We start from the raw sequence: 6,636 nt of genomic DNA, 5'->3' as shown, positions 1-6,636 counted from the left end.
GAAGTGAAACGATGCATCGCCGATGGTAGTGTGGGGTTTCCCCATGTGAGAGTAGGTCATCGTCAAGATTAAATTCCGAAACCCCAATTGCGAAAGCAGTTGGGGTTTTGTTTTTGTCCGCAGGAAATTCAAACTACTGCCCCAACCGCTCCAATGTGTGCTCCAGCGGTTCAAGCGATACACAGATAAAACCATCAAGCGGTCGATTGAGTTCCTCCACCAGCAGGATGGTCGCCCCCGTCGACAGGGCACACATCAGCAAAACGACGACAATGGTCCCGTTGCGCGGTGCAAACAGGCCGAACGAGCCGAAGATAATCCCCAGCCACGTCACCAGGATCACCAGCATCACCGGTGGGATCGATTGATTGGACTGCAGCAGGGTCAGCCAGCGGGCGGCATACACGGCGTCCATGTCTTGCAATGCCTTGGCTTTGAGTGAGCGCTGATCATCGTTATCGGGAGAAAGTGATTCGACCTGGCGTTGCAGGCCTTCAGAGCGACGGATCACTTCGGGGCTGTCGAGTTTTGCAATCTGACGGCGATCGCGGGTCGCGAGCACTTGGGTGACTTCGGCGTAGTTGTGCTTGAGTTCGGTACGGATGCCCTGGGTATCGGGGCCATAGCGGGCCAGCAAGCGGTCGAATTGAATCACTTTCGCCGCCGCGCCCTCCAGCTCGGCATTGGCCGTATCGAAGGTGTTTTTGGCTGAGGAAACGAGCAAGCCGAGGACCAGCGCCGACATCGTTGCGATGAGGCCGGTGGCCAGCTTCAACACCGCCACGGAGTCATCGCTCAGATGTTGGCTCGGTAACCGCTCCCTCACGTACGAACCCAGCAGTGCGCTTGCGAACAGGCAGGCAAAAACGATGAGGGCGATCACCAGGTCATTCAAACTCAACCTCCGTTGACGCTGACTTCCGCGGGGAGAGCTCTACCGGTACTTGATCACGATGCCTTTGAGCTTGCGCCCCTCGATGGTCGTCACGTCGCGAGCCCACAGCGGTCCGTTGGCATAGGCTCCAGGAGCAAGCGTTTGAAACGGCTGGGCCAGGACAGGTCATGGGCTGGCATAGCGGGTTTGCTCCTCCGGTTCGCGGCTATCGATGTGGCAAGTTGACGGTAGCAGACAGGCCGGGAGTTGCCAGAAAGCCCAACCTTTTCAGGTTGGGCTTTCTTGTGCCTTCGTTTCTGTCATTCGACAACGGCCCTTCACTGATCCTTTTCGCAATTGACCATCCACGACACACCAAAACGGTCGACCAGCATGCCGAAGCGCGCCGCCCAGAACGTGGTCTCCAGGGGCATCTGCACAGTGCCACCGTCTGCCAGTGCATTGAACACCCGTTCGGCCTCGGCAATGCTGTAGACGTTAAGTGAAATCGAGCAGGCACTCATTTTATCGACGGGGCGATCCGGTGTGGTGTCCGACCCCATGATCGCCTGATCGCCCACGATCAGGCGGGTATGGATGATCAGGTTGTGCAGCCCCTTGGGGAAATGCTCACCCGCAGGGGTTTCACCAAAGGTCAGCATGGCTTCGATCTGGCCTTGCAGGCACTTCGCGTAGAACGTGAAGGCGTCTTTGCAGTCGCCGTTGAAGATAAGGTAGGGATTGATTTTCATGGTCAGCTCCAGGCGCTCATGTACACACAACGGTTTGGACGCCGGTTTTTTCGGCGAATTCCGATTGTGTCGAGCCGACAAGCAAAGCGCTAAATCTTTGTCGGAGCTTGTGTTTCTTTAGATGTTTTTTCCATAGGACGGGCGAGACTTATCGCCTCCGGCACACGCCGCGGCGCCAGCACTCGTTCGATGGCGCCGCTGACCAAGCTTTCCAGCAGCTCCTCACGTTCCTGCTCGTCCAGCACATGGGGCGTCAGCCAGCTGGGGGCACTGTTGAGCAGCGCGCCAATGGCATGCCCGGCGGCCAGCAGGCCTTGCTCGCTGAAACGCGACTTCGCGCCCAGCATCTTCAGCAACGTGCGTTCATATTGCTCGCGCAGTTGCCGGACCCGAGCCTGTTGCTCTTCGTTCAGGCAACCGCTGTCGCGCTCCACCAGGCGGAAATGCCAAGGCATCTCCCGATGCAGATTCAGATGAGCGCGGATCAGGCTGTTGAGTTTGTCGCGTTTGCCGGGCGCTTTTTGCTGGATGCGCCCCAGAGTGGCCAGCAGCTCCTCGTAGAACTCCTCGATCAGGTCCAGCAGCAGATGCTGTTTGCTGGGGTAATGGTGATACAGCGAGCCTGGGGAGAGCCCCAGGCACGTCGCGAGCTCACGCATGCCGACCTGGCCGAACCCCTTGCAGGCAAACAGCTCCAGGACCTTGTCCCGGTACTCGGCAAAGCGCGAGCAACGCTCAGGCATAGGCATGGAAGCCGCGCCCCGTCTTGCGCCCCAGGTAACCGGCAGCGACCATTTCCTTGAGCAATGGCGCCGGGCGATATTTGCTGTCGTTGAATCCGTCATAGAAGGCTTCGAGGATCGACAACAGGGTATCCAGGCCAATCAGGTCCGCCAGGGCCAACGGACCGATAGGCTGGTTGCAACCCAGGCGCATGCCGGCGTCGATGTCTTCGGCGCTGGCCAGGCCTTCCTGGAACACCAGGATCGCCTCGTTGATCATCGGCACCAGGATCCGGTTGACCACGAAACCCGGACGGTTGCCGGCGGTGATCGCGGTTTTGCCGAGGGTGGTCGCCATGTCCAGCGCCAGTTGGTGGGTCGCGTCACTGGTTTGCAGGCCGCGGATGACTTCGATCAGGCCCATCACCGGCACCGGGTTGAAGAAATGCAGGCCGATGAAGCGCTCTGGCTGGCTGACACTGGCGGCCAGTTGGGTGATCGACAGCGACGAGGTATTGGAGGCAATGACGCATTCGCTGCCGACTTGCGCGGCGATCTGTTGCAGCACACGCAGTTTCAGGTCGAGATTCTCAGTGGCCGCTTCGATGACCAGTTGCGCGTCACCCAGGACGCTGTAGTCGGTGCTGGTGCGGATTTTGTCGAGGGTGGCCTGTTTCTGCTCTGGCGTCAGGGTTTCCTTGGCGATCTGCCGATCCAGGTTTTTACCGACCGTGGCGACGGCTTTTTGCAAAGCGCTTTCAGAGATGTCGAGCAGGGTCACGTTGAAACCGGCCATGGCACAGACTTGTGCGATGCCGTTGCCCATGGTGCCCGCGCCGATTACACCGATGTTTTGCAGATTCATTTTCCGTCCTTCGATCAAACCCTGCGATACCTTGGCCGCGATTGCGGCCGAAGGCGTACTATTGCCGCGAGTCTAGAGCCGGCAGGGCGGTTGTCCTATGCCAAAACTGTTCAACGGCACTGATGTTTTTTGCCATTCGGGCGATGAGAGAGAAGCGAACCAATGCGGGAAAAGGACTCGGTTGCCGCCTATTTCGTGCAGGCAATGATCCATGGGCTGAGGGACGATCCGCAGCGCGTGACGGCCGTGCTCGAACAGGCGGGCATTGATCCGGCGGTCATGCAACAACCCACGGCGCGGGTGCCGGCCAACGCGTTTGCGGCGTTGTGGCTGATTCAGATCCGCGAATTAGACGACGAGTTTTTCGGGCTCGATTCCCATGGCATGCCGCCGGGCAGTTTCGCCCTGATTTGCCGCGCCCTGATTCAGGAACCCGATCTGCACAAGGCCATGCGTCAGTGCCTGGCCAACTTCGGATTGTTCCTGCGCGACTTTCGTGGCGCGCTGGCCGTGCGTGGCAAGCGCGCGGTCATCAGCCTGCAGACCCATTCGAAGGACAACGATGCCAGCCGGTTTGGCGAAGAAACCTTCCTGGTGTTGATGATCAGTCTGCTGTGTTGGCTGGGCGGGCGGCGCATTCCCATTGACCGTGCGGACTTCCGCCATTCGCGCCTGTCGCTGAGTGACGACCGCCTGCTTTGGGGCCCCAACCTGACCTTCGGTGCCGAGCGCACTGAAATCGAATTTGCCAGCCATTACCTGCGCCTGCCGGTGGTTCAGGACCTGGCGTCGCTGAAAGTGTTCCTGCGCACCGCGCCGCAATGGCTGGTGATCCGCTTCCGTAACCAGCATGGCCTGGCCTCGCAGGTTCATCAGCGCTTGCGCGGCAGTCACTACAGTGAATGGCCGACGTTGCAGGCCTTTGCCCTGGAACAGCACCTGAGCCCGAGCACCTTCCGCCGCAAGCTGGAGCGCGAAGGCTGTTCCTATCAGGAGATCAAGGACGAAGTACGCCGTGGCGTGGCTTTTGAGCAACTGCGCCAGAGCGACGCGAGCATCAGCGATATCGCCGAGCAACTGGGCTTCCAGGAGCCCAGCGCCTTCCATCGGGCGTTCAAGAAGTGGACCGGGGAAAGCCCCGGGCGCTATCGCGCCCGTTATCAGGGAGACTGTGGGAGCGAGCCTGCTCGCGAAAGCGATAGGTCATTCAACAGTGATGTCGTCTGACACTCCGCCTTCGCGAGCAGGCTCGCTCCTACAGGGGATGGGTCATGGCATTTCCGGCAATTCCTGCGGACGCAGGTCGAAGACCAATACTTCAGCGTCCACGCCGTTGCTCAAGGTCAGCGCCTGTTCATCACGGACCCGCACACCGTCGCCTTCCTGCAGCAACATGCCGTTGAGTTCGACGCTGCCCCGGGCCACGTGCACGTAGGCATAACGGTTGGCGGCCAACTCCAGGGTCGCGCTTTCCTTGCCGTCGATCAGGCCGGCATACACCCGTGCATCCTGACGCACCTTCAGCGAACCCTTGGCGCCGTCCGGCGAGATGATCAGTTGCAGGCGCCCGCGTTTTTTCTGGGTGCTGAAGTGCTCCTGCTGATAGCGCGGTTTGGCGCCGCTGACGTCGGGCACGATCCAGATCTGCAGAAAGTGCACCGGCCGTGTACTGGAGTGGTTGAACTCACTGTGGGCCACGCCGCTGCCGGCGCTCATCAGTTGCACATCGCCGGGGCGGATCACCGACCCGGTGCCCAGGGTGTCCTTGTGTTCCAGGGCACCCTCAAGCACATAGGAGAAGATCTCCATGTCGCGATGCGGGTGCTGGCCGAAGCCTTTGCCGGCGGCGACGCGGTCGTCGTTGATCACCAACAGGTCGGAAAAACCCTGCTCTTTCGGATTGCGGTAGTTGGCGAAGGAAAAGGTGTGGAACGACTTCAACCAGCCGTGATTGGCCAGGCCACGATCCGAGGCTTTGCGAAGAGTCAGCATGATGAAATCTCCTGTGGGGACGTGAATTCGTCCGAGTGAGGAGAAGGTTAATGTTTACTGGTTTGTGCAATAAGTAGGTGAAAATTGAAATACTGTCTCTGTCAGATTGACAATTGTTTGCGACATGAATCGCTCATTCTTGAGGCATAATTCGCCATAACCCACGGCAACCAAACCTGTGGGAGCGGGCTTGCCCGCGATAGCGGTGTGCCAGTCAACTTCAATGCCAACTGGAGCTCAGCCATCGCGGGCAAGCCCGCTCCCACAGGTTTCAATGTCGGTCAATGTTTCCGCCTTTGATCCCAGTGAATTCCAATCCATGAAAACCGTGGCAATGGTGCTGTTTCCCGACTTTCTCCTGCTCGATATGGCCGGGCCCATGGAAGTGTTTTCCATCGCCAATCGTTATCTGAAACCCGACGATCACTATGTGCTGTCGACCATCGGCACCGAACCGGGCGCATTGCGGGCGTCCAATGGTGTGAGCGTGCAGGCCGACCGGCACATCGATCAGGCCTGCGAAGGTTTTGATTTGCTGCTGGTACCCGGTGGTCCCGGTGCCTACAACGAAAAGCATCCGCCGTTGCTCGACTGGCTCAGGCACAACGTCAGCCGGTCCGTCGCTTATGGCTCGATCTGCACCGGGGCGTTCGTGCTGGGGCATGCGGGCTTGCTCGACGGCTATCGCGTCACCACCCACTGGCACTACACCGAGCGGCTGATCAAGGGCTTTCCGAAGGCGAACGTCGAAACCGACCAGATCTTTGTCCAGGACCGCAACCTGATCACCTCCGGCGGCGTCACCGCCGGGATCGACCTGGCGTTGTCGGTGGTGGCGCAGGACCACGGCAAAAAAGTCGCCCAGGACGTGGCCAAGGTGTTGCTGGTCGTAATGAAGCGTCAGGGCGGGCAGGCACAGTTCAGCCCGTTGATGGCGGCGGTGGCGCCTCACGAAACGGCGATTACCCGCGTGCAGAACCATGTGCTCGAGCACCTCGACAAGTCCTTCAGCATCGAATGCATGTCGGGACTCGCCAACATGAGCCCGCGGCATTTCACCAGGGTTTTTGCCCGGGAGGTGAACATGACGCCAATGGAGTTTGTGCAAAGCGCGCGCATCGATTGCGCCAGGAACCTGCTGGAAACCACCGAGTTGCCGCTCAAGACCGTGGCCTTCAAAAGCGGCTTCGGCAGCGTGCGGCACATGCGTTTTCTGTTCAGTGAAAAGCTTGGCCTGACCCCGACTCAATACCGCGAGCAGTTCAGCTAGGGCGCGTGTCCGTTATGCGCACCGCAATGGCCGTTACGCTCCCCCCGCAACGGTTGTACCGTCACCGAGGACTGCCAAGATACGAGGTAACTCATTGCAAGGAAGGTGCGGAGCCTGGATGGACTCATGTGCCAGATCAGGTGTCCCGCGAGTGACTGCCC

The 6,636-nt window shown here is 59.6% G+C and carries 7 protein-coding genes; 2 read left to right on the top strand and 5 right to left on the bottom strand.

Features of this window, described 5'->3' with window-relative positions:
- Window positions 1-133: 133 nt before the first annotated feature.
- The 4 genes from KW841_RS28435 to KW841_RS28420 all read right to left on the bottom strand — a co-directional run bounded on the left by KW841_RS28435 (window position 134) and on the right by KW841_RS28420 (window position 3,213).
- Window positions 134-895, bottom strand: coding sequence for a hypothetical protein (locus KW841_RS28435; RefSeq protein ID WP_218480619.1), 762 nt, complete (start codon window positions 893-895; stop codon window positions 134-136).
- 317 nt (window positions 896-1,212) lie between these two features.
- The gene (locus KW841_RS28430) at window positions 1,213-1,626 is read right to left on the bottom strand and encodes a VOC family protein (protein WP_218480618.1); all 414 of its coding nucleotides are present in this window, start codon (window positions 1,624-1,626) and stop codon (window positions 1,213-1,215) included.
- A gap of 89 nt (window positions 1,627-1,715) precedes the next feature.
- Window positions 1,716-2,375, bottom strand: coding sequence for a TetR/AcrR family transcriptional regulator (locus tag KW841_RS28425; protein WP_218480617.1), 660 nt, complete (start codon window positions 2,373-2,375; stop codon window positions 1,716-1,718).
- Window positions 2,362-3,213: a 3-hydroxybutyryl-CoA dehydrogenase gene (locus tag KW841_RS28420; protein WP_218480616.1), complete on the bottom strand. Its 852-nt coding sequence runs from the start codon at window positions 3,211-3,213 to the stop codon at window positions 2,362-2,364. Before KW841_RS28420 ends, KW841_RS28425 begins: the two co-directional genes overlap by 14 nt.
- Window positions 3,214-3,375: 162 nt before the next feature.
- On the opposite strand from KW841_RS28420, the gene KW841_RS28415 reads away from it, so the two are divergent.
- Window positions 3,376-4,440 (top strand): AraC family transcriptional regulator, encoded by a 1,065-nt coding sequence (locus KW841_RS28415; protein ID WP_218480615.1) that lies wholly within the window; start codon window positions 3,376-3,378, stop codon window positions 4,438-4,440.
- 42 nt (window positions 4,441-4,482) lie between these two features.
- Here the strand turns inward: KW841_RS28415 and KW841_RS28410 are convergent, their stop codons facing one another.
- Complete coding sequence (locus tag KW841_RS28410; protein WP_218480614.1) at window positions 4,483-5,205, bottom strand: pirin family protein; 723 nt, start codon at window positions 5,203-5,205, stop codon at window positions 4,483-4,485.
- A gap of 319 nt (window positions 5,206-5,524) precedes the next feature.
- Here KW841_RS28410 and KW841_RS28405 point away from each other — a divergent pair, with 319 nt between their 5' ends.
- Window positions 5,525-6,475 carry a GlxA family transcriptional regulator gene (locus KW841_RS28405; protein ID WP_218480613.1) on the top strand — a complete coding sequence of 317 codons (951 nt, stop codon included), beginning with the start codon at window positions 5,525-5,527 and terminating at the stop codon, window positions 6,473-6,475.
- Window positions 6,476-6,636: the final 161 nt, after the last annotated feature.

Source organism: Pseudomonas sp. PDM28 (assembly GCF_019219115.1).
GTDB lineage: Bacteria > Pseudomonadota > Gammaproteobacteria > Pseudomonadales > Pseudomonadaceae > Aquipseudomonas > Aquipseudomonas laurylsulfatiphila.
Note: the sequence above shows the minus strand (reverse complement) of the source record. Positions and strands in the feature narration are given on the sequence as shown.